The following is an 18,308-nucleotide window of genomic DNA, read 5'->3' on the forward strand; positions in this document are numbered from 1 at the left end:
CCGTTTTTCAAGACCAAATCTTGCGGTACTTTGCAAATAAAAAAGCTCCGTAAATCATGGATCTACGGAGCTTATTTATAGTGGAGGCCGAGGTCGGAATCGAACCGGCGTAGGTGGATTTGCAATCCACTGCATAACCATTTTGCTACTCGGCCTCAAAGTATCTGCTGTCAGTAGCACAACAACAAACACTGTACAAACTTGGAGCGGGAAACGAGACTCGAACTCGCGACCCCGACCTTGGCAAGGTCGTGCTCTACCAACTGAGCTATTCCCGCTTGGTGATGCGCATTCTATAGAATTAAGAAGCTCCGTCAACCCCTTGATTCAAAAAAGTTTTATTTCTTTTCAACATCAGTCTTCAGGTGCGGCCAGGCGGCGCGCAGGTACTGCACCATCGACCACAAGGTCAGGCCGGCAGAGACCATCAGCAAGGCATAACCCAAGATAACCCAGAAACTGAAGTCCTTCGGGTTGGCCAACAGAATGACCAGCGCAAGCATCTGCGCCGCGGTTTTCCACTTGCCCAGATTTGAAACGGCTACGTGGGCACGGGCGCCGAGTTCGGCCATCCATTCACGCAATGCCGACACCACAATCTCGCGACCGATGATGACAGCAGCCGGCAGAGTGAGCCAAAGATTGCCGTGTTCTTGAACGAGCAGCACCAGTGCCACCGCAACCATGAGCTTGTCGGCTACCGGATCGAGAAACGCCCCGAACGGAGTGCTTTGCTCCAGACGGCGAGCCAGATAACCGTCCAGCCAATCCGTCGCTGCCGCAAAGGCAAACACCGAGGCGGAGGCCATGTAACTCCACTGATAAGGCAGATAGAACAGCAAAATGAAGATCGGAATGAGCAGGACGCGTAGAACGGTAATCAGATTAGGGATATTCATCGGCACAACTGGCTACGAGGTGAAGGGGCATTCTACTCGCTATGCAGGTTCGCATAAATCGACTCTGCGAGCTTTTTACTGATCCCCGGGGCTTTGGCGATCTCTTCGATGCTTGCACGAGTCAGCTCCTGCAATCCACCAAAATGTTTCAACAAGTCGCGACGTCGGGTCGGCCCAACGCCGGCAACGCCTTCCAGCGTTGACGTACGGCGGGTTTTGCCACGGCGTGCGCGGTGTCCGGTAATCGCGAAGCGGTGCGCCTCATCGCGAATCTGTTGAATCAAGTGCAGCGCCGGCGAGTCGCCACGCAAGGTGAACTCATGCGCTGCATCATTTAGATACAACGTTTCGAAGCCCGCCTTGCGAGTAGCGCCTTTGGCGACACCGAGCAGAATCAGATCTGGTACGGCCAACTCGTTGAGAACATCGCGAGCCATCGACAGCTGGCCCTTGCCACCGTCCACCAGCAAGATGTCTGGCAACTTGCCCTCGCCTTCCTTGAGTTTGCTGAAGCGTCGCGTCAAGGCCTGATGCATGGCGGCATAGTCGTCACCCGCCGTGACCCCTTCGATGTTATAGCGCCGGTAGTCCGACTTGATCGCGCCTTCCGGGCCAAAGACCACACAGGAAGCAACCGTCGCCTCACCGCTGGAATGGCTGATGTCGTAGCATTCCAGGCGCTGCGGCGGTTCATCCAGATTCAACACTTCGGCCAAGGCTTCAAAGCGCGCGGCGGTGTGTTGGCGGTTGGCCAGGCGTGCACCCAGTGCCTGCTCGGCGTTGGTGACGGCCAGTTGCTGCCAGCGTGCCCGCGTACCGCGCACCCGATGACTGATGGCAAGCTCGCGACCACGCAATTCATGGATCGCTTCGATCAACGTTGGAAAATCTTCATGCACCACGTTGACGATCAGCTCACTCGGCAAATCGCGCTCAGGGCTGCTGATGAAATACTGGCCAAGAAACGCGGCCATGACTTCCGACACGTCCTCTTCGATGCCGACTTGCGGAAAGAAATTCTTGCTGCCCAACACGCGTCCGCCACGCACACTGATCAAGTGCACGCAGGCGCCACCCGGGTTGACGAATGCCGCGATGACATCGATGTCCCCTGTGCCGCCTTCCATGCTTTGTTGATCCTGAACCCTGCGCAGCAGCGCGATCTGGTCACGCAACTCGGCGGCTCGTTCGAACTCCAGGTTGATCGCCGCCTCCTCCATCGCCGTGGACAGCTCGTTGGTCAGCGCGTGACTGCGCCCCTCAAGAAACATGACCGAGTGGCGCACGTCTTCGGCATACACGTCAGGCTCGACCAGCCCCACGCAAGGCGCCTTGCAGCGCTTGATCTGATACTGCAGACATGGGCGGGTACGGTTCTTGTAGTAGCTGTCTTCACACTGCCGAACGAAGAAGGTCTTTTGCAGCAGACTCAGGCTTTCACGTATGGCGCCGGCACTCGGATAGGGGCCGAAGTACTTGCCCTTGGCCTTTTTGGCCCCGCGATGAATGCTCAGGCGCGGAAACTGGCCGTCGGACAGAAAAACATAGGGATAGGATTTGTCGTCGCGCAGCAGGATATTGTACGGTGGCCGCCACTCCTTGATCAGCGTCTGCTCAAGCAGCAGCGCTTCGGTTTCGTTGGCGGTGATGGTCGTTTCGACCTGCGCAATGCGCCCCACCAACGCGGCAGTCTTCGGCGCCAGGCCGGTTTTGCGAAAGTAGCTGGCCAGGCGTTTTTTCAGGTTCTTGGCCTTGCCCACGTACAACAGGCGTGCATCGCTGTCGAACATGCGATAGACGCCTGGGCGTCCACTGACTGTCGACAGAAACGCGCCGGAATCGAATGTTTCAGTCATGGTCAGAGGCTGGCATCAACCATGCCGTGACGAACCGCCAACAGGGTCAACTCGACATCGCTGCTGATCGAAAGCTTCTCGAAAATACGATAGCGATAGGTGTTCACGGTTTTCGGCGACAGGCACAATTTGTCGGAAATGATCTGTACCTTCTGACAGCCGACAATCATCAAGGCGATCTGAATTTCGCGCTCGGACAAGGCATCGAAGGGAGAGTCGTTGGAGGGCTGGAAGGATTTGATCGCCAATTGCTGGGCAATCTGCGGACTGATATAGCGTTGGCCGGCAAATACCAGGCGAATCGCCTGAACCATTTCCGGCAAACCCGCGCCCTTGGTCAGATAACCCGCAGCACCGGCCTGCAACAAGCGTGTCGGAAAAGGATCCTCCTCACACACCGTGACCGCGACCACCTTGATATCCGGATGACTGCGCAACAGTTTGCGCGTGGCTTCCAGGCCGCCGATGCCAGGCATCTTGACGTCCATCAGCACCACATCGGGCTTCAACTCTCGGGCCTTGATCAGGGACTCTTCCCCGGATTCGGCCTGGCCAACCACCTGCAAGCCATCGATATCGGCCAGCATACGTGTAATGCCTGTACGAACGAGATCATGGTCATCGACCACTAGCACCCTAATCAAGCAGACACCTCGCGATATGGTCATATTGGGATGCCGGACACCTTAGCAAAAAGTGCCACGCAGACCTAGCGGAAAGCGTCATTTAAAAAGTTTCAATTCATCATTGAAGGCTTGCCGGCCGTGGGTTTCAGAGCACATGTGTACCGATATCAAGCTGCATTCGCAGAAAACACTCGTCCGCGCCCTGAACCTGTAGTCCTTTTCTCTCATACAAGTTTATCGCCGGATTATTTTCAAATACGGTCAGGCGTAGAGCCGGGCGTCTTTCTTTGCGGACCATGTCGATAACCTGATCGATCGCCCAAGAACCAGCACCCTGCCCCTGATACGTTTCAGCAATCTGCAGTTCACGAATGTACAGCGCGCGTATATCCCGACTGAGACTGAGAAAGCCCACTGGCACATCACCCTTCACTATCAGCCAGTTTTGCCGCCCCAACCACGCCACGTCGAACGCTTCGTCCTGCCATAGCAGGTCATGGCGAATGTAGTAGCGCAGCATGTTCTGACAGGTAAGATCACGGGCAAACGCCAGATCTTCTGGAACCGCCAATCGTAAGTGGAATGTCATCAGGCTTGCACAACAGGAACAATTCGCCCCAGCCATGCACCCACGACGCGCTCGGCCATGACCAACAGATCACCTGCCCCGGCCGCTGCGGCCTCGATAAAGCGACAGTGTAAAAACTCACCGGCAATGAGCAGAGAATGGGCAGCAGCAATGTTTTGTGTCGACACGGTTCATCCTTGGTCATCAAGCGAAGTGCAGAATGTCACAACTCCAGCGCGACGCTAGCAATAGATGTTTCGTTGATTACGCGATAGCAATTTCTGATTGCTGAGGCGTATCGGCCTCTAGTAAGCTCGGCCCATTCATTGGAGACAGACCATGTTCAACGCCCTCTCACAGCTTCGTACTGCCAGCGCCTTGCGCTCGGTTGCGGCTGCCCGGGTGAATGACGTTTGCGCTCCGGTCAGCTTTTATTTTGGGTATTGGTTTAGCCACTGGCGCGCCTGATACCCAAACGGCGCCCATAACAACGGGTCGCCTACCAGAGAATTCTCAACCCCCGGTCGGCCTCCCGACCGGGGGTTTTGTTTTTTCAGCCCCAAACTTTTCAGCAACACACCAGACACTTTGAGGATTCACGAAATGAACTACGCCACTTATTACCGTTACGACAGCTTTAACGCCTGGCGATTTACCAGCTTCCGCTCGGGACAGCCTGCCGCCTCCGATCGGTCACCTACAGGTGGCAAGCACACCCACGTAGCCAATACGGCCAATTGTCGAACACCCCAGTAGGGCCGAGCGAGCGGGAGAACCCGCCGCCAGCCCAGGAAGACCGAATATGAACTCGTCCGTTTCTGCTCTGCCGCTGTCCACCCTGAATCCTGCCAACGAAGCATTGACTCTGCGTCTGCCCAGCTCGTTGCAACTCAAACAGCAATTGCCCCTGAGCAATGCCTTGAGTCAGCAAGTCACCGCCCACCGTCAGGCGGTTCGCGCCATTCTCAACGGCCAGGATCAGCGCCTGCTGGTCATCGTCGGGCCCTGCTCTATCCATGATCCGCAATCCGCACTCGAATACGCTGGCAAGCTCGCTCGACTGGCTGAGGAAGTCAGCGGCGAAATGCTGTTGGTGATGCGAGCTTATGTCGAAAAACCGCGCACCACGGTCGGCTGGAAAGGTCTGGCCTACGACCCACATCTGGATGGCAGTGATGACATGGCTGGCGGCCTTACGCTTTCGCGTGAGCTGATGCTGGAAATGATCCGCCTCGGCCTGCCGGTGGCCACTGAGTTGCTGCAACCCATGGCTGCCGGTTACTTCGATGACTTGTTGAGCTGGGTGGCCATTGGCGCGCGTACCACTGAATCGCAGATCCATCGGGAGATGGCCAGTGGATTGGGCATGCCCGTCGGCTTCAAGAACGGCACCGACGGCGGTGCCGCCATTGCGGTTGACGCCATGCGTTCGGCAGCCCATCCGCACCGGCATTTCGGCGTCGATAGTCAGGGCCATCCGGCCATCATTCAAACGCCAGGCAACCCCGACACCCATCTGGTTCTGCGCGGCGGCCATAAAGGGCCGAACCATGATCGCGAGAGCGTGACCAAAATCCATGCCGACCTGGATCGCCTGAAGATTCCGAGCCGGATCATGGTCGATTGCAGCCACGCCAATAGTGGCAAGGACCCGCTACGCCAGCCTGGCGTCTTCAACGAAGTGCTTGAGCAACGCCTGCAAGGTGACCGTTCTCTGATCGGCATGATGATCGAGTCTCACCTGTTCGAGGGCTGCCAACCGCTGAGCGAATCCCTGCGTTACGGGGTTTCGATTACCGATGGCTGCCTCGGTTTCAGCGCAACGGAGCGTTTGCTGCTGGACGCATCTCAACGTCTCAGTGCCCAGGCAAAAGGCTGATTATCCGGCCAGCCCCGCGGATTTATTGCAAACCGCAGGGCTGGTCACGCCGCGTTACCCCTCCACTCGCACCTGTGTGGCCGCAGACGTCTGACTGACATCGTCCAGACGTTCAACCGTGTAGGCCACCCGCACGGTCGTGCCATGGTGCTCACGCCAGAATCGGTGCGGCACAATGAAGATCAGCGGCTTCCCCGCCGTCTCCCGAGTGATTTCACGGTCATCCCGATGATTGAACAGTTCCCCGTCGCACTTGAGATAGACCAACTCGCCTTCCTGCGTCCGGGCATTACCGATCACGACGGTGACGCCATCGACGGAGTCCTCTTTCAACAGCACGCCGTCTTCAGCTTCAAGTACATCGGGAGCCTCAAGCTCTCCCCGCAGGAACGGGGTAACGAGAATTCTTGCCGCCTCGGACTCGCGAATGACTCCGCCCGCCTGCTCGACCTGATAGCGCACCACTACCTCGCCGCCGAGATGAGCAGCGATGTGCGCCCCTTCAACCCAGAATGACAGTACGTCTGCGACAGCAAAGGCTTCGACCTTCAAGCTGTCGCTGAACGTTGCGGACAATGCGTCAGCGCCCCACAGCAACGTGACTCGATCCCCCGCCGCCATTCGGGCATAAGGCTGGAGCACAATAAGCGTGCCGTCCGGCACCCGCGCCGGATCCAGCGCCCCTCCGATCGCGCCCTCGACAATCGGCGCAAGCAATTGTGGCCGCACATCGCCCACGGACAAATGCACACGGGCAGACACCGCCGGTTCAGCCGAGCGCGCACTGAACAGTTTCCAGTAGACCGCCAGCGAACCGCCATCCAGTGCAGCGATATGCAGGCCTTTGATCACGAAAACGATGTCTTTGCCGACCTGGGCTTCGCTGACATAGCGAACCATTTCATGCTGATAAGCAAAGCCCTCTATGTCCAGACCGTCCCAACTCAAGAGCAACTGATCGCCGCAGCTCATGTTTGCATAAGGAGCAATACGGACAACGACCTTGCCCAGTGATGGATCAAGCACCGTCCCCTTCAGACTATCAACGGTTGCCGCTGGCAGCAGTTCGTTCGAAACACAGGGGCTGGCGGGGTGGCGCATCCGGTAGCAAAACTCGACTTCGTGCGTGTGCATTAGTGGCTCCATTCCTTGGAAAGAACGCCGCTTTCATGGGCGGCGTCGACAGCCAACATTGAACGCTATTGCGCACACTTTCGATGTCAGCCTCATCCGCCGCGAACATCCGGCAAAGGCCTCCCACCGGGTAGGCAAACTACGCAAAAACGCCATCAACCGAGCGAAAGATGTCCTCAACTTCCGATTCGGATTTCATAAGTATCTGAAAATTCGTACAGCCACTAGTCCAGATTCAACGGCCAAGAGAAGCCCCTTCTTACTTCTTCGGCTGGATGAGTGTTTTAGAGTGGCCTCCGGATTCCCCGATGAACTTCTGCGAAAAAGGTAAGAACATGCAACGGAATGCTTCAACTCGCTATCCCGTCCTGTTGGTACATGGCCTGTTCGGATTCGAGCGCATCGGTCACTTCGAGCTGTTCCATGACGTAAAGGACGCTCTGAAAACGGCCGGCAGCCGAGTGTTTGTTCCGCACCTGTCTGCCACCCATAAAAACGAAACCAGGGGTGAACAATTACTTGCACAGATTGATCGTGTCTTGCGAGGCACAGGTGCAGACAAAGTCAACCTCATAGGACACAGTCAGGGAGCACTGGCTGCTCGATACGCTGCGGCGCTCGCGCCACACGCCGTCGCTTCCGTAACCTCCGTCAGCGGCCCGAATCACGGTTCGGAACTGGCCGACTTTCTGCGTAAGGCCCTGATACCCGGGCGGCTACCGGAGGTCGTCGCCCAAAATGTAGCGACGCTATTTGCCGATTTTCTATCGTTGCTCAGTGGCAGTGTCACCTTGCCGCAGAACGCACTGGCGGCGCTCAATGCACTGACGACCGAAGGCGTAGGCGAGTTCAACGACAAGTTTCCGCAGGGATTGCCCAGCACTTGGGGCGGACAAGGCCCGGAACAGGTCAACGGCGTACGCTATTACTCATGGAGCGGCGTCCTGCCGGCCAACAGCCCGTCGACACTCGATCCAACCCAAAGCATTTGCCACGCGTTATCGCAGTACTTCATGACCGAAACGCAGCAGAATGACGGCTTCGTTGGCCGCTTCAGTTCTCACTTGGGGCAAGTGATCCGCTCCGACTACCCGCTGGATCATCTGGGCAGCCTGCGCCGCACGGCCAGCACGGCAACCGCACTGCCCGACCCGATTGAGCTGTACGTCGAACATGCTGAACGTCTGCGAGCCGCGAATCTCTGATCAAAGCCACGGACAACCGAACGGAACTTTGCCGAGAATTCGCCCACTGAATCCGGTAGGCTCCACACTTTTACTGAAATAGATTGGAGAGTTTCCCCATGGCTAAAGCCACTGCCCGCCACATCCTGGTTTCCAGCGAAGACAAGTGCAACGAACTCAAGGCCCAGATCGAAGGCGGCGCTGATTTCGCCGAAGTCGCCAAGGCCAACTCCACCTGCCCATCGAGCCGTCAGGGCGGTGATCTGGGTTCGTTCGGTCCTGGCCAGATGGTCAAGGAATTCGACACCGTGGTCTTCAGCGCGCCAATCAACGTCGTGCAAGGTCCGGTAAAAACCCAGTTCGGTTATCACCTGCTGGAAGTCACCAGCCGTCAGGACTGATCCGTCGCCTGATTGCTCGCCAACGGCCCGCCTTCTGGTGGGCCGTTGTGTTTCAGTTACATATACGGCTGGCGACTGACGCGCCTCTCGCGTACAACTTGCGCTTATCGATTTCCCGGTTCCAAGGCTGACAATGCGACTGGTTTTCCCCACATTGATGCTCACCGCCCTCGCCCTGTTGACGGGCGCCACCGGCGCAAACGCTGCACCGCAACACGCGTTGACCGTTTATGGCGAGCCTGCCAAGTATCCTGCCGGCTTCAGTCATTTCGACTACACCAACCTGCAAGCGCCAAAGGGCGGGACAATGCGCCGCTCGGCCATCGAGATCGGCCACTTCGACCATGTCCTTCCTTATATAGACAAAGGCATCGGCGTCACTCAGATCGATGGCTTGCTCTATTCGCCGCTGGCCCAGCGTTCGCTCGACGAGCCTTACACGGTCTACGGTCTGGTCGCGCAAAAGATGGAACGCTCGGATGATGGTCTGTCGCTGCGCTTCTATATCAATCCCAAGGCACGCTTCGCCGACGGCAAAGCGATCACCGCCGAAGACGTGCGTTACACCTACGATTTATTGATGACCCAGGGCAGCCTGCGTTATCGCACCCAGTTTGCCGACGTCAAAGGCGTCGAAGTCGAAGCGCCGCTGACCGTGCGCTTCGATTTCAAGAGTAATGAAAACCGCACCCTGCCACTGGACATCGCGACCCTGCCGGTATTCCCCGAGCATTGGTGGAAGAGTCGCGATTTCGCCGGCGGCGGCGGTTATGAAGCCCCCTTGGGCAGCGGCCCGTATCGAGTCGGCAAGGTTGATTCGGGGCGCAGTATCACGTTTGAACGCAACACCGACTGGTGGGGCAAGGATCTGCCGGTCAGTCGTGGCTTGTACAATTTCGATCATTTCAGCATCGAGTACTTCGGTGATACCGACGTCGCCCGCCAAGTGCTGCGCGGTGGCGCCTATGACTACAACCGCGAGTTTTCGGCCACTGGCTACTCGATCGGCTATGACAGCCCGGCACTGAGCGACGGACGCCTGCAAAAGGCGCATCTGGCCACCGAGGCGCCACAGTCAGCCCAGGGTTTTGTGTTCAACCTGCAGAAACCCATGTTCGCCGATCGCCGCGTACGCCAGGCCTTGGCCATGCTTTGGGATTTCGAGTGGAGCAACCGGCAGATGATGCGCGGTATGTATATCCGCCAGCAGAGCTACTTTTCCAACACACAACTGGCGGCAAGCGAACTGCCCGATGCGCAGGAACTGAAAATCCTCGAACCGCTGCGCGGCCAGGTTCCCGAAGAGGTTTTCACTAAAGTCTTCGAAGCGCCGAAAACCGATGGCAGCGGTGTCATCCGTGACAAACAGTTGCAGGCCCTCGAACTGCTCGAACAGGCGGGCTGGAAACCGGATGGCGATCAGTTGGTGAACGCCCAGGGCGAACCACTGAGCTTTACCTTCCTGGTCAGCCAGAACGGCATGGATCGCTTGTTGCTGCCGTACAAGCGCACGCTGAAACAGATCGGCATCGATCTGAACATTCGCCGTATCGACTCCTCGCAATACGTCAATCGCCTGATGAGCCGCGACTACGACATGATCGTCACCGGCTACCCGGTCAGTACCTCGCCGGGGGGCGAATTGCTCAATTACTTCGCCTCCGCGTCGGCCAACGACCCGGGCGCGAACAACTATATGGTGTTGAAAAATCCTGCCGTGGATACGTTGATCAACGGCCTGATTCGCGCCTCCACCCAGTCCGACATGCTGCATTACGCGCACGCCTTGGACCGGGTCCTGCAATGGAATTACTACTGGATTCCCAACTACTATCCACCGGGCACCTCGACTGTGTGGTGGAACCGTTTCGGCATTCCGTCGGTGCAAGCCAGCAATGACGAAGCCATCGAGAGCTGGTGGGAAATCAGCAGCACACCGCTGACCAATCAGCAGATGACCGCGGAAAAAATTGCCCGTGGCAGACCCGGAGGGCCGCACTGATGTGGGGTTACATACTGCGGCGCCTGCTGCTGATCATCCCGACGCTGGTGATCATCCTGCTGGTCAATTTCGTGATTATCCAGGCCGCGCCCGGCGGTCCGGTGGAACAGGCCATCGCCCACCTGCAAGGGATCGGCGGCGCCAGTGTCGGCGGCGGTGCCAGCGAAACCATGAGCGGTACTTCCCGCGCCAGTCGCGGCCTCGATCCGCAACTGATCAAGGACATCGAAAAACAGTACGGCTTCGACAAACCGGCCCATGAGCGCCTGTGGCTGATGCTGAAGAACTACGCACAACTGGATTTCGGCAAAAGCTTTTTCCGTGGCGCGACGGTCACCGATCTGATCCTGGAAAAAATGCCGGTGACCATTTCCCTCGGGTTGTGGGCGACGCTGATCACCTATCTGGTGTCGATCCCGCTGGGGATCCGCAAGGCCGTGCACCATGGCAGTCATTTCGATATCTGGAGCAGCACGGCGATCATCATCGGCTACGCGATGCCGGCGTTTCTGTTTGCGATGTTCCTGATCGTGGTGTTTGCCGGCGGCACGTCATTGAACTGGTTTCCGGTGCGTGGCCTGGTGTCGGATAACTTCGAATCGCTGTCGACCCTCGGCAAGATTGCCGACTATTTCTGGCACTTGGTGCTACCGGTGACGGCACTGGTGATCGGCGGTTTCGCCACGCTGACGATCCTGACCAAGAACTCGTTTCTCAATGAAATCACCCGCCAGTATGTGGTGACCGCTCGCGCCAAAGGCCTGAGCGAGCGTCGCGTGCTGTACGGCCATGTGTTCCGCAACGCGATGCTGCTGGTGGTGTCCGGCATCCCGCAGGCGTTCATCAGTGTGTTCTTCGCCGGTTCCTTGCTGATCGAAGTGATCTTCTCCCTCGATGGTCTTGGGCGCATGAGTTACGAAGCAGCAGTTTCGCGGGATTATCCGGTGGTGTTCGGTTCGCTGTTCATCTTTACCCTCTTCGGCCTGCTGATAAAACTGGTGGGTGACCTGTGCTACACGCTGGTCGACCCGCGTATCGACTTCGCCGCGAGGAACGCCTGATGTTCAAGCTCTCCCCTCTAGGGCGTCGGCGCTTCGAGCGCTTCAAGAAAAACCGCCGTGGCTGGTGGTCGTTATGGCTGTTTATCGGCCTGTTTGTGCTGACACTGGGTGGTGAGTTGATCGCCAACGACAAGCCTCTGGTCGTCAGCTATCAGGACCAGTGGTACTTCCCAGTATTCAAGCGCCACACCGAGCAGGAGTTCGGCGGACAACTGCCATTCCAGGCGGATTACCGCAGCGACTATGTGCAGAACCTGATTCGCAAGGACGGCGGCTGGCTACTGTTCCCGCCGATTCCGTTCAGTGACGACACACCGAACTACGACCTCACCAAACCGGCGCCGAGCCCGCCGACGTCAGTCAACTGGTTAGGCACAGACGATCAATCGCGGGATGTACTGGCGCGAGTGATATTCGGCGCGCGGGTGTCGATTCTGTTTGCCTTGATGCTGACCTTTGTCAGCGCTCTGATCGGCATCGCCGCCGGGGCATTGCAGGGCTACTACGGTGGCTGGGTCGATTTGCTCGGGCAGCGCGTGCTGGAAGTCTGGTCGGGGCTGCCAGTGTTGTACCTGCTGATCATCCTCTCTGGTTTCGTCGAGCCGAATTTCTGGTGGCTGCTGGGGATCATGGCGCTGTTCTCATGGCTGGCGCTGGTGGATGTGGTGCGCGCCGAGTTTCTGCGCGGACGTAATCTGGAGTACGTCAAAGCCGCCCGCGCGCTGGGCCTGAGCGATCGCAAGGTGATCTTCCGGCACATTCTGCCCAACGCCATGAATGCAACATTGAGCTACTTGCCGTTCATTCTGACCGGGGCGATTTCCACCCTCACCGCGCTGGATTTTCTCGGTTTCGGCATGCCCGCCGGCAGCGCCTCGCTGGGTGAGTTGATCGGCCAGGGCAAACAGAATCTGCAAGCACCGTGGCTCGGGTTGACGGCGTTTTTCACCCTGGCGCTGATTCTTTCTTTATTGGTGTTCATCGGCGAAGCGTTACGTGACGCCTTCGACCCTCGATCCTGAAGCGTGGCCATGACTGACAACCTGATTGAAATCCGTAACCTCAACGTTGCCTTCCATGACCAGACCGTGGTGCGCGACCTGTGCCTGGACATTCGCCCCGGTGAGTGTCTGGCCCTGGTTGGCGAGTCGGGCTCGGGCAAATCGGTGACCGCCCATTCGATTCTGCAATTGCTGCCCGAAAGCGAAGCGCAAACCACTGGCAGCATTCGCTATCGCGGACAGGAACTGATCGGCGCCGATCCCAAAGTCTTGCGCGAACTGCGTGGCAACCGCATCGCCATGATTTTTCAGGAGCCGATGACCTCGCTGAATCCGCTGCACACCATCGAAAAACAGATCGGCGAAACCCTGCTGCTGCACCGTGGCCTCGGCGGCAAAGCGGCGCAGGCGCGGATCCTCGAACTGCTCGGACTGGTGGGCATCCAGAAACCCAAGGAACGCCTCAAGGCTTACCCGCATCAACTCTCCGGTGGACAACGGCAACGGGTGATGATCGCCATGGCCCTGGCCTGCGAACCGGAGCTGTTGATCGCCGACGAACCGACCACCGCGCTCGACGTGACCGTGCAGCGCAAGATCCTGCTGCTGCTCAAATCCCTGCAACAGCGCCTGGGCATGTCGCTGCTGCTGATCAGCCATGACCTCAATCTGGTGCGCAGCATCGCGCAACGGGTGTGCGTGATGAAGGCCGGGGAAATCGTCGAGCAGGCGCCCTGCGAAACCCTGTTTACCGAACCGAAGCATCCTTATAGCTGCGTGCTGCTCAACGCCGAGCCCGAAGGCGAAGCACTGCCTCGGGATGAGCGCGAAAACGTACTGGAGGTCGACGATCTCAAGGTTGAGTTTGTCGTCGGTGGCGGTCTGTTCCAGCGCAAGCAGTACCTGCGTGCGGTGGATGGCATCAGCCTAAGCATCCAGCGTGGCAAGACGCTGGGCATCGTCGGCGAGTCTGGTTCCGGCAAATCGACGCTGGGTCAGGCGATCCTGCGTCTGCTCGACTCCGAAGGCAGTATCCGCTTTCAGGGCGAGGCACTCGACGGTCTCAATCAGAAGCAAATGCGCCCATGGCGCCGACAGATGCAGGTGGTGTTTCAGGATCCGTTCGGCAGCCTCAGCCCGCGCATGTCAGTCGCGCAGATCATCAGCGAAGGCCTGGAAGTGCATTGCGAGTCAAGCGCTGACGAGTGCGATGAACAAGTCATCCGCGTACTCAAAGAGGTCGGTCTCGACCCGCAAAGTCGCCATCGCTATCCCCACGAATTCTCCGGTGGCCAGCGCCAACGCATCGCTATCGCGCGGGCTCTGGTGCTGAAACCGGCGCTGATCCTGCTCGACGAGCCGACGTCGGCGCTGGATCGCACGGTACAGAAACAAGTGGTCGCGCTGCTCCGCCAGCTTCAGGAAAAACACGGTCTGACTTATCTGTTCATCAGCCATGACCTGGCGGTGGTGCGCGCGCTGGCCCACGACATGATCGTGATCAAGGACGGCAAAGTGGTCGAGCGTGGCGCCAGCCATGAGGTGTTTGCTGCACCGCAGCATCCGTACACCAAAGAGCTGTTGGCGGCGGCGCATCCGGGGTAGGCGTCATATGTGTTCGGCGTGAAACCGGGTCGAGGCTTTCGCGAGCAGGCTCGCTCCCACAAGGTTCACGCCGGACACAAAATTTGGGAAAGACCCAATCTACTGTGGGAGCGAGCCTGCTCGCGAAGGGGCCGGCACAGGCCATACACAATCAGGATCAGCCTCCATGAACACCACCGAAAGCCTCAAGGACTACCAACGGGTGCGCACCCTGGCGATCCGTTCGCTGTTCGAGATCATCGAGCAATCCAGCGAGGGCACGGTGATTGTCGACCGCGATGCCAGTATCGTCTGGATGAACGAGCGTTATGCTCGGCGTTTCGGTCTTGAATCGGCTGCAGGCGCGATCGGCAAACCCTGTGAAAGCGTAATTCCCGGCAGCCTGTTGCGCGAAGTCGTGCGCACCGGTCGCCCTATTCTTCTGGACATGCAGGACACGCCGAAAGAGCCTTTGGTGGTGATGCGCCTACCAATCCACGACGACGCCGGCACGGTCATCGGCGCGATCGGTTTTGCCCTGTTCGACGAGTTGCGCACGTTGTCACCGATGCTCAAACGTTACTTGAGCATGCAGGAAGAACTGGCCTCGACCCGTTCTCTGCTGCGCGCCCGACAAACCAAATACAACTTCGCCCATTTCATCGGCACCAGCGCTGCCAGCCTTGAAGTCAAGCGCCGCGCCCGGCGCAGTGCCAGCGCCGAGTCGCCAGTGTTGCTGCTCGGCGAAACCGGCACTGGTAAAGAGTTGCTGGCTCAAGCCATTCACAGCGCCTCGCCACGGGCGCACAAAGCATTCGTCAGCATCAACAGCGCGGCAATTCCCGAGGCACTGCTGGAGGCGGAATTTTTCGGCACGGCACCGGGCGCGTTCACCGGCGCCGACCGCAAGGGTCGCACCGGCAAGTTGCAGATCGCTCAGGGCGGCACGTTATTCCTCGACGAGATCGGCGACATGCCGCTGCCCTTGCAGAGCAAACTGCTGCGCGTGTTGCAGGAAAAGGAGTTCGAACCGGTCGGCTCCAACGAGGTGATTCAGAGCGACGTGCGCGTGATTGCTGCCACCTCGACCGATCTGCAAGCGGCGATCAAGCGCGGCGAGTTCCGCGCCGATTTGTACTATCGCCTGAATGTGTTGCCGATTCAGGTGCCGCCATTGCGTGAACGCCTTGATGATTTACCGGCACTCAGTGAAGCGATTCTGGAAGAACTGCGCAGCCAACACGAACTGCACCGGGATGCGCTGGCGTTGCTCGGCCAGCATGCCTGGCCGGGGAACATTCGCGAACTGCGTAATGTGCTCGAACGGGCGGCGTTGCTCAGTGATGACTTGATGCTGACTGAGCAGGATATTCGTGCGGCGATTGGCACCTTGACGCCAGTTGAGCGTGCCTCGGTGCCGACGATGGAGACGCTGGCTGAAGAGACTTTTGCTCAGGCGCGGGAGCGGTTTGATCGGCAGTTGATTCAGGCAGCTCTTGCGAAATGTGCGGGGAACGTGCCGGAAGCGGCGGTACGATTGGGGCTTGGGCGGTCGACGTTGTACAAGAAGATGGTGGCGTTGGGGATTGCCTGAGTCTCCAAATAGAGACAATGATCTCTTTCTGTAGATCGATTGTTTGAAGATCAAAAGATCGCAGCCTTCGGCAGCTCCTACAGGGGAAATTCGCGTCCGCACTGTAGGAGCTGCCGAAGGCTGCGATCTTTTCGGCTTAACCCAGTCTCCAAAATGAGACAAAATACCTGAAAACCCCTCAAGCAAATCAATAAAATTCTTATATTTCAATTAGTTAGACATCTGGCACAGATCTCGCTATAGCCTCTCCCACACCCGTTCTACCCACAAAAATAACAATTCTGGAGAGACACACCATGAGCGTGATCATTGCTTTGGCAGCCCTGGCGCTGCTGATGCTGGCCGCCTACCGTGGCTACAGCGTTATCCTCTTCGCCCCGATTGCCGCCCTCGGCGCAGTTCTGCTCACCGACCCTTCCGCCGTCGCCCCTGCGTTCACCGGGGTGTTCATGGAGAAAATGGTCGGCTTCATCAAACTGTATTTCCCTGTATTCCTGCTTGGTGCCGTGTTCGGCAAGTTGATCGAACTGTCGGGCTTCTCCCGTTCGATTGTCGCGGCGGCCATTCGCTTGCTCGGCACCAAGCAAGCGATGCTGGTGATCGTGCTGGTCTGCGCTCTGCTTACTTACGGCGGCGTGTCGCTGTTCGTGGTGGTCTTCGCGGTCTATCCGTTTGCTGCCGAGATGTTCCGCCAGAGCAATATCCCCAAGCGGCTGATCCCGGCCACCATCGCTCTCGGCGCTTTCTCGTTCACCATGGACGCCCTGCCCGGCACGCCGCAGATCCAGAACATCATCCCCAGCACCTTTTTCAACACCACCGCATGGGCGGCGCCGTGGCTGGGCGTGATCGGCACGATTTTCGTGTTCTGCGCCGGCATGCTGTTTCTGCAGCGGCAACGCAACAAGGCGCAACGTGCTGGCGAAGGCTACGGCACTGAATTGCGCAACGAGCCGGAAACCGCTGAAGATCTGAAACTGCCAAACCCATGGCTTGCCCTGTCGCCATTGCTGGCGGTGGGCATCATGAACCTGCTCTTCACCCAATGGATTCCGCAGTGGTACGGCAAGACCCACAGCCTCGCGCTGCCGGGCATGGCGGCACCGGTGACCACCGAGATCGCCAAATTGACGGCGATCTGGGCCGTGCAGGCGGCTTTGCTGGTCGGCATTCTGATGGTGCTGGCGTTTGGCTTTCAGGCGATTCGCAGCAAGCTCGCCGAAGGCAGCAAAAGTGCCGTGAGCGGCGCATTACTGGCGGCGATGAACACCGCCTCGGAGTATGGCTTCGGCGCGGTGATCGCGTCGCTGCCAGGCTTTTTGGTGCTGGCGGACTGGCTCAAACAGATTCCCAATCCGCTGGTCAACGAAGCCATCACCGTGACCCTTCTGGCCGGTATCACCGGCTCCGCGTCGGGCGGCATGAGCATTGCGCTGGCGGCGATGTCCGAGCAGTTCATCAGTGCGGCCCACGCCGCGAACATTCCGCTGGAAGTGCTGCACCGCGTCGCCGCGATGGCCAGTGGCGGCATGGACACCCTGCCGCACAACGGCGCGGTCATCACCTTGCTCGCGGTGACGGGCCTGACCCACCGCGAAGCCTACAAAGACATTTTCTGTATTACGCTGATCAAGACCCTGGCGGTTTTCGTAGTGATCGGCACTTTCTACGCCACTGGCATTGTGTGAGGTATTCATGACGACTCTTTCCGGCAAGACCGCGCTGGTGACTGGTTCCACCAGCGGCATTGGTCTGGGCATCGCACTGAGCCTGGCCAAGGCTGGCGCGAATCTGATTCTCAATGGTTTTGGCGATGCGTCGAAAGTCATCGCCGAAGTCGCCCGGTTCGGCGGCAAGGTCGGCCATCATCCGGCCGATGTCAGTGACCCGACGCAGATCGCCGACATGATCAATTACGCCGAGCGCGAATTCGGCGGTGTCGACATTCTGGTCAACAACGCCGGCATCCAGCACGTCGCCGCCGTGGAGGATTTTCCCGTCGAGCGCTGGGACTCAATCATTGCCATCAACCTGTCTTCGGTGTTTCACAGCACGCGTCTGAGCTTGCCGGGAATGCGCGCCAAAGGCTGGGGGCGAATCATCAATATCGCCTCCGTGCATGGCCAGGTCGGCTCGACCGGCAAAGCGGCGTATGTCGCCGCCAAGCACGGCGTGATCGGCTTGACCAAAGTGGTCGGCCTGGAAACCGCGACCAGCAATGTCACCTGCAACGCGATCTGCCCGGGCTGGGTGCTCACGCCACTGGTGCAGAAGCAGATCGACGACCGTGCGGCCAAGGGGGTCGATCCGCAGCAGGCGCAGCATGATTTGCTGGCCGAGAAGCAACCATCGCTGGAATTCGTGACGCCGCAGCATCTGGGCGAACTGGTGTTGTTTTTGTGCAGCGAGGCTGGCAGCCAGGTGCGCGGCGCGGCGTGGAATATTGATGGTGGGTGGTTGGCGCAGTAATGCTGCGTCCCGGTAGGAGTGAGCCTGCTCGCGATAGCTTTGTGTCAGTT

At 58.5% G+C, this 18,308-nt stretch carries 16 protein-coding genes and 2 tRNA genes; 10 read left to right on the plus strand and 8 right to left on the minus strand.

Annotated features, from left to right (window positions below; genetic code table 11):
• Positions 1–81: 81 nt before the first annotated feature.
• From LOY43_RS15535 to LOY43_RS15565, 7 genes are all read right to left on the minus strand, one after another.
• A tRNA-Cys gene (locus LOY43_RS15535) sits at positions 82–155 on the minus strand.
• 47 nt (positions 156–202) lie between these two features.
• Positions 203–278: transfer RNA gene (locus LOY43_RS15540), tRNA-Gly, on the minus strand.
• Positions 279–338: 60 nt separating this feature from the next.
• On the minus strand, positions 339–899 hold the full coding sequence (gene pgsA, locus LOY43_RS15545) for a CDP-diacylglycerol--glycerol-3-phosphate 3-phosphatidyltransferase (protein ID WP_007950102.1): 561 nt from the start codon (positions 897–899) through the stop codon (positions 339–341).
• A gap of 32 nt (positions 900–931) precedes the next feature.
• The gene (gene uvrC, locus LOY43_RS15550; RefSeq protein ID WP_093430986.1) at positions 932–2,755 is read right to left on the minus strand and encodes an excinuclease ABC subunit UvrC; all 1,824 of its coding nucleotides are present in this window, start codon (positions 2,753–2,755) and stop codon (positions 932–934) included.
• 2 nt (positions 2,756–2,757) lie between these two features.
• Positions 2,758–3,399, minus strand: coding sequence for a UvrY/SirA/GacA family response regulator transcription factor (gene uvrY, locus LOY43_RS15555; protein WP_016984198.1), 642 nt, complete (start codon positions 3,397–3,399; stop codon positions 2,758–2,760).
• A 127-nt stretch (positions 3,400–3,526) separates the two neighbouring features.
• Positions 3,527–3,970, minus strand: a complete 444-nt coding sequence (locus LOY43_RS15560) for an N-acetyltransferase (protein WP_258708325.1) — start codon at positions 3,968–3,970, stop codon at positions 3,527–3,529.
• Positions 3,970–4,137, minus strand: coding sequence for a hypothetical protein (locus tag LOY43_RS15565; RefSeq protein WP_245397985.1), 168 nt, complete (start codon positions 4,135–4,137; stop codon positions 3,970–3,972). The genes LOY43_RS15560 and LOY43_RS15565 overlap by 1 nt, the downstream gene beginning before the upstream one ends.
• Positions 4,138–4,751: 614 nt before the next feature.
• Here LOY43_RS15565 and LOY43_RS15570 point away from each other — a divergent pair.
• Positions 4,752–5,828 (plus strand): 3-deoxy-7-phosphoheptulonate synthase, encoded by a 1,077-nt coding sequence (locus LOY43_RS15570; protein WP_095047799.1) that lies wholly within the window; start codon positions 4,752–4,754, stop codon positions 5,826–5,828.
• Between the two features lie 54 nt (positions 5,829–5,882).
• On the opposite strand, the gene LOY43_RS15575 is transcribed toward LOY43_RS15570, so the two are convergent.
• On the minus strand, positions 5,883–6,962 hold the full coding sequence (locus LOY43_RS15575; RefSeq protein WP_258708326.1) for a hypothetical protein: 1,080 nt from the start codon (positions 6,960–6,962) through the stop codon (positions 5,883–5,885).
• Positions 6,963–7,297: 335 nt separating this feature from the next.
• On the opposite strand from LOY43_RS15575, the gene LOY43_RS15580 reads away from it, so the two are divergent.
• From LOY43_RS15580 to hbdH, 9 genes are all read left to right on the plus strand, one after another.
• A complete protein-coding gene (locus LOY43_RS15580) occupies positions 7,298–8,167 on the plus strand; it encodes a triacylglycerol lipase (protein ID WP_095048096.1) in 870 nt (289 codons plus the stop codon).
• A gap of 98 nt (positions 8,168–8,265) precedes the next feature.
• Positions 8,266–8,547 (plus strand): peptidylprolyl isomerase, encoded by a 282-nt coding sequence (locus tag LOY43_RS15585; protein ID WP_007912303.1) that lies wholly within the window; start codon positions 8,266–8,268, stop codon positions 8,545–8,547.
• 133 nt (positions 8,548–8,680) lie between these two features.
• A complete protein-coding gene (locus tag LOY43_RS15590) occupies positions 8,681–10,549 on the plus strand; it encodes an extracellular solute-binding protein (RefSeq protein ID WP_258708327.1) in 1,869 nt (622 codons plus the stop codon).
• A complete protein-coding gene (locus LOY43_RS15595) occupies positions 10,549–11,610 on the plus strand; it encodes a microcin C ABC transporter permease YejB (RefSeq protein ID WP_034154280.1) in 1,062 nt (353 codons plus the stop codon). The genes LOY43_RS15590 and LOY43_RS15595 overlap by 1 nt, the downstream gene beginning before the upstream one ends.
• A complete protein-coding gene (locus LOY43_RS15600; protein WP_095047801.1) occupies positions 11,610–12,632 on the plus strand; it encodes an ABC transporter permease in 1,023 nt (340 codons plus the stop codon). The genes LOY43_RS15595 and LOY43_RS15600 overlap by 1 nt, the downstream gene beginning before the upstream one ends.
• A 9-nt stretch (positions 12,633–12,641) precedes the next feature.
• Positions 12,642–14,216: an ABC transporter ATP-binding protein gene (locus LOY43_RS15605; protein ID WP_095126358.1), complete on the plus strand. Its 1,575-nt coding sequence runs from the start codon at positions 12,642–12,644 to the stop codon at positions 14,214–14,216.
• A 166-nt stretch (positions 14,217–14,382) separates the two neighbouring features.
• The gene (locus LOY43_RS15610) at positions 14,383–15,789 is read left to right on the plus strand and encodes a sigma-54-dependent Fis family transcriptional regulator (protein ID WP_258708328.1); all 1,407 of its coding nucleotides are present in this window, start codon (positions 14,383–14,385) and stop codon (positions 15,787–15,789) included.
• 296 nt (positions 15,790–16,085) lie between these two features.
• Positions 16,086–17,477 carry a GntP family permease gene (locus tag LOY43_RS15615; RefSeq protein ID WP_007912313.1) on the plus strand — a complete coding sequence of 464 codons (1,392 nt, stop codon included), beginning with the start codon at positions 16,086–16,088 and terminating at the stop codon, positions 17,475–17,477.
• A 7-nt stretch (positions 17,478–17,484) separates the two neighbouring features.
• Positions 17,485–18,258: a 3-hydroxybutyrate dehydrogenase gene (gene hbdH, locus LOY43_RS15620; protein ID WP_220556342.1), complete on the plus strand. Its 774-nt coding sequence runs from the start codon at positions 17,485–17,487 to the stop codon at positions 18,256–18,258.
• Positions 18,259–18,308 lie beyond the last annotated feature (50 nt).

The sequence above is a fragment of the Pseudomonas sp. B21-041 genome (genome assembly GCF_024748675.1).
GTDB classification, from domain to species: domain Bacteria; phylum Pseudomonadota; class Gammaproteobacteria; order Pseudomonadales; family Pseudomonadaceae; genus Aquipseudomonas; species Aquipseudomonas neuropathica.

Coding starts and splice junctions, on each gene's coding strand:
- pgsA (WP_007950102.1), bottom strand. CDS start 899: ATGAATATCCCTAATCTGATTACCGTTCTACGCGTCCTGCTCATTCCG.
- uvrC (WP_093430986.1), bottom strand. CDS start 2,755: ATGACTGAAACATTCGATTCCGGCGCGTTTCTGTCGACAGTCAGTGGA.
- LOY43_RS15560 (WP_258708325.1), bottom strand. CDS start 3,970: ATGACATTCCACTTACGATTGGCGGTTCCAGAAGATCTGGCGTTTGCC.
- LOY43_RS15570 (WP_095047799.1), top strand. CDS start 4,752: ATGAACTCGTCCGTTTCTGCTCTGCCGCTGTCCACCCTGAATCCTGCC.
- LOY43_RS15575 (WP_258708326.1), bottom strand. CDS start 6,962: ATGCACACGCACGAAGTCGAGTTTTGCTACCGGATGCGCCACCCCGCC.
- LOY43_RS15580 (WP_095048096.1), top strand. CDS start 7,298: ATGCAACGGAATGCTTCAACTCGCTATCCCGTCCTGTTGGTACATGGC.
- LOY43_RS15585 (WP_007912303.1), top strand. CDS start 8,266: ATGGCTAAAGCCACTGCCCGCCACATCCTGGTTTCCAGCGAAGACAAG.
- LOY43_RS15590 (WP_258708327.1), top strand. CDS start 8,681: ATGCGACTGGTTTTCCCCACATTGATGCTCACCGCCCTCGCCCTGTTG.
- LOY43_RS15595 (WP_034154280.1), top strand. CDS start 10,549: ATGTGGGGTTACATACTGCGGCGCCTGCTGCTGATCATCCCGACGCTG.
- LOY43_RS15600 (WP_095047801.1), top strand. CDS start 11,610: ATGTTCAAGCTCTCCCCTCTAGGGCGTCGGCGCTTCGAGCGCTTCAAG.
- LOY43_RS15605 (WP_095126358.1), top strand. CDS start 12,642: ATGACTGACAACCTGATTGAAATCCGTAACCTCAACGTTGCCTTCCAT.
- LOY43_RS15610 (WP_258708328.1), top strand. CDS start 14,383: ATGAACACCACCGAAAGCCTCAAGGACTACCAACGGGTGCGCACCCTG.
- LOY43_RS15615 (WP_007912313.1), top strand. CDS start 16,086: ATGAGCGTGATCATTGCTTTGGCAGCCCTGGCGCTGCTGATGCTGGCC.
- hbdH (WP_220556342.1), top strand. CDS start 17,485: ATGACGACTCTTTCCGGCAAGACCGCGCTGGTGACTGGTTCCACCAGC.